Origin of the sequence: Edaphobacter sp. (genome assembly GCF_035532915.1) — a bacterium.
Taxonomy (GTDB): Bacteria; Acidobacteriota; Terriglobia; order Terriglobales; family Acidobacteriaceae; genus Edaphobacter.
The window spans coordinates 1-3874 of record NZ_DATKQC010000018.1 but is presented as its reverse complement, the minus strand read 5'-3'; the positions used below and the strand labels follow the sequence as shown (position 1 = coordinate 3874).

The window sequence follows — 3874 nt, the reverse complement described above, 5'->3', positions numbered from 1 at the left end:
CACTATATCTGTTTCAGGTTGCAAACCAGTGTCTTCCAGCAGAGTGTTCAAAGGACAGTCCCGGTTTCCACTCCCGCGCCTCGATACGTCCATGAGGTGTTCCGGCTTCTATCCTTGCCTAGACGGAACCTAAGCCCTCCCCCACTCTCTTCCATCGTTTCCATCCACCCGCAACGCCGCGCTCTCACGTCAGACTTTCCGCCCGATTTGCCTCGATCTTTTGGCGCGCCTTCCATTTTGTGTTCTGTGAGTTTCAGGAGCCAAGAAAAGCGATGTATGACTTACCGTCGATGGCAAAGGCAACGTGATTGAGCGCCGCGCCGACAAAGACCACGACCCCGATCTCTACCGCGCTTGCCGTGGCGCAGGCGGCGGCAATTTCGGCATCATCACCAGCTTCCGCTTCGACAAACTGCCGCCCGCTCCGCGCGAGGTCGCTCAGGCTAACCTCATCTTTGACTGGGCGACCATGACGGAGGATCGTTTCGCCCAAGTACTTACCTCCTACGGGGATTACTGGGAGGGCCGCGGCAAGGACCGCGACACCTGGGGCCTTTTCACCCTGATGGACATTACGCCCGCGAAGCGCGGCCATTTCGGTATCTATATTCAGTATTGCCAGCCGGACGGCACGGCGAAAGATCTGTCGGTGCTGGAGGAGTTCCTCAACCGCTTTGCGGCATTCCAGCCCATGCTATTGCAGGCTCACGGCAGCCTGATTTCAAGGCAAGGGCCTTCGATTGCCGGAAGAAAGATAAAAAAAGGTCAGGAAAGCCTGAATAACGTCCGCGAAATTGCGGTGCGTCCCGCGCTCGACGTCACCATCGGGGGCGGCGGCTCCGGCGCGCCGATCCGTGGTAAATACAAGTACGGCATACATGAAGGGCGGTTTCACGCCAGCCGAGGCAAGCACGATCTATCGCTTCTACACCTCCGATCAGATTACGGCGCAGAACTCTGTTATCTCCATCGATTCATACGGCGGCGCAATCAATCGGCCGGAACTCGCGCACCAGACCGCCATAGCCCAGCGGTCGTCCATTATGAAGCTGCAATGGCAGTGCTACTGGCCCGACGCATCCGGCGACCAGGTGCATCTCGATCAACTGGACAAGTTCTACACTGACCTGTACACCGGCAGCCATGTTGATCCGCATCATCAGGGAACCCCGTGGGGCGAGCGCTACGAGGGCTGCTACATGAATTATCCGGATTCGGACATGCTACGCTATGCCTACTGGCCCAAGCTGTATTATGGGCGCGATGGTCTGTATGCATTCCTTCAGCAGGTCAAACAGAAGTATGATCCGAACAATGTCTTCCACTCCAGTATGAGTGTGCAGGAATGAACGATTTCACCGCGAACGAAGCCGCGCTCCACCAGGATTCTCTGATCGGGAACTCTGAAACATCGTGTGCTCCGATCGATTCGCGTGTGAACCGGCGCACCTTCCTGACCGGCATGGGTCTGGGCGGCGCGGTCCTTGCGCTATCACCATTTCATCTTCCTTCAGTCTTCGAAAGCCGTGCCGAAGACTTGATGCTTTGCATGGGGTCATTCGGTGCCGCAGATGCTGGAACCCTGCACCTGTTGCAGATTCAGCGCGAAGAGTCTCGTGTGCTGTACACCCATCCCTCAGCGCGACCTTCCGCAATCGTGCGGCATCCCTTCCGGTCGCTCCTCTATGTCGCGAACGATGTGAGCCTCTATCGGCACCAGCCGCGCGGTACGGTCGAAACCTTCGCGTTGGATCCAGCAACCGGCACGCTCGAACTTGTCGGGCGCCAGCCTCTGTCTCTCTCTGCAACCCGGCCGCGATCCTTGGCCATATCTCCCGATGGACGCAGCCTTCTCGTTGCAGCCTTTGGCGGCGGCGCATATAACGTTCTGACGATCGACAAATCAGGGCTGCCAGCAGTACCTTCCGGCATTTTGAAGCAGGTCGGGCAAGGCAAGCACCCAACTGAACAGTCCAGCGCTCATCCATCGCATGTTGTGTTTCATCCTGGAACAGGCACCGCGATCGCCGCTGACTATGGCGCGGAAAGATTGGACATCCTCGCTTCCGACTGTGGAGAATTTGGCGTCGGCAACATGAAGGTCGCAGCTCGCATTCCATGCGCCGTGGGAAGCGGTCCCTCTAAGATCGCAATTCATCCGGATGGGGAACTCTTCGTTGTTGCACATATCTTACGTCCGGCGCTTGCAGCCTTCCGCTTAGCTCCGGAAATGAAACTGGTACCGGTCGGTCACGCTTCCCTACACGATGCGCCAACAGCGATCTGTTTTTCTTCCGGAAGGAACATTGTTTTCGCTGCGCAAACTCGTGGGACTCGTCAGGCGTTGCTCACGGCGTGGACGATTGATCCGCAAAAAGGAACGCTGCAGCGAGCGGCTGAAATCACCCTTCCCGCCGGTGAAGTCGCGTCAATTCACCCAGCAGGTTCAACGCTCTGGCTAGCATCTGATCGTGGAATGATTGCAGTGGAACTGGATCGCCACACAGGAGTACCGCGCGAGGCCTACCGCGTCTCCTCCCTTCCCAATCTTCGTTCGATGGCGCTGATCTAAAGCTGTTCCTACTGCTTTGCTAACGGGCGCCTCGGAACGATCTGGTCCGGCAGCGGCGGGCGCGGACGGAATGAAGTCCAGTGATTGGCCATCTGCGGATTGCTCGACGGATGCTCCTGGTTCCACAAATCCATAGAGATGCCGTTCAGGTCGTACACCACTCTTCCTGCACGGATCGTCAGTTGAGCAATCAGCCGCGTGTTGCCCATCAGCTTGGTGTTTTCCATATCAAGGAAACCAAAATTTCCGTGCTCCTCGCTTAACACCGTCACATCTGCCGGCGCCCCGACCGAGAGATTTCCCAGGTTAGGACGTTGAATTTCTCTAGCCGGATTCCACGTTGTGTCGGCGACCACCTGTTGCAGAGTCAATCCCATCGCCATAAACTTGCCCATCACGTTGAGCATGCCTTTGGTGCTCGAGTTCATACTGTCCACGTGCAGATCGGTCGAGAGGGAGTCCGGCAGAAAGCCTGCTTTAATCATCGGGATGGCCACCCGGAAGCGGAAGCTGCCGCCCCCGGTTCCAGCATCGAAGTAGATGCCGCGCTTGCGTCCTTCGATCATTGCCTTCGACGGGCCCAGCGTCATTTCATCTTGTTCGCCTCGCAGGCCGGAGTACATGTGCGTGTAGATATCGCCGGGACGCAGATACTGGGTCAGCAGGTCATAGAGAGGGCGCTCACTGCGTTTTGCGCCGTAATCGATCATCACAGGAATGTGCGCGATATTGCCTGCACCCACCGCCTGAATGTAAGGCCACCATTCCGGTCCGGTAAAGTGCGCGCTCTTGATGCCGATGATCGTATCGGGATAACGCATCGCCATCCATGCGGTCGGCACCATCTGCATGTCGTCCAGGTTGTCTTCAAACCGTGGGCCGCGCATGCCTGCGCCGACGATGTTGATGAACGCCAGCACCCGCGTCTGCTCGCGGTCGATGATGTGTTCCTTAAAATCCTCAAAGTTGCGCCAGCCGGAACTGCCCGCGTCGCACACCGTCGTCACGCCATTGCGGAAGGTGAAGCCGTCCGGCCAGAGGCCGTTGTCGCCCGCGTAGGAGTGTGCTTCGCCCGTCGAGGCATAGTCGTGCGTGTGAATGTCGATCAGTCCCGGCGTCACGTAGTAACCGGTCACATCGATGGTCTTGATTGCGTCTTTGGGGTTAAGGTGTTCGCCGACCGCGGCAACCTTGCCGTCCTTGATCGCGACGTCCATCACGCGATCGATGTTGTTCTTCGCATCGATGACGTGTCCGTGCTGCAAGAGCAGATCGTAGGGCAAAGGATTAGGCAGCGACGGC

General features: G+C 57.7%; 4 protein-coding genes. 3 read left to right on the top strand and 1 reads right to left on the bottom strand.

Annotation, left to right across the window (positions count from 1 at the left end; genetic code table 11):
* Window positions 1–304: 304 nt before the first annotated feature.
* From VMU57_RS00830 to VMU57_RS00820, 3 genes are read left to right on the top strand one after another with little or no spacing between them, the layout of a single operon-like run.
* On the top strand, window positions 305–1126 hold the full coding sequence (locus VMU57_RS00830; protein ID WP_325379802.1) for a hypothetical protein: 822 nt from the start codon (window positions 305–307) through the stop codon (window positions 1124–1126).
* Window positions 1092–1349, top strand: a complete 258-nt coding sequence (locus tag VMU57_RS00825; RefSeq protein ID WP_325379800.1) for a BBE domain-containing protein — start codon at window positions 1092–1094, stop codon at window positions 1347–1349. The genes VMU57_RS00830 and VMU57_RS00825 overlap by 35 nt, the downstream gene beginning before the upstream one ends.
* The gene (locus VMU57_RS00820) at window positions 1346–2572 is read left to right on the top strand and encodes a lactonase family protein (protein ID WP_325379798.1); all 1227 of its coding nucleotides are present in this window, start codon (window positions 1346–1348) and stop codon (window positions 2570–2572) included. Before VMU57_RS00825 ends, VMU57_RS00820 begins: the two co-directional genes overlap by 4 nt.
* Window positions 2573–2580: 8 nt before the next feature.
* On the opposite strand, the gene VMU57_RS00815 is transcribed toward VMU57_RS00820, so the two are convergent.
* A partial coding sequence (locus VMU57_RS00815) for an amidohydrolase/deacetylase family metallohydrolase (RefSeq protein WP_414648585.1) occupies window positions 2581–3874 on the bottom strand: 1294 nt, incomplete at its 5' end.

Coding starts and splice junctions, on each gene's coding strand:
- VMU57_RS00820 (WP_325379798.1), top strand. CDS start 1,346: ATGAACGATTTCACCGCGAACGAAGCCGCGCTCCACCAGGATTCTCTG.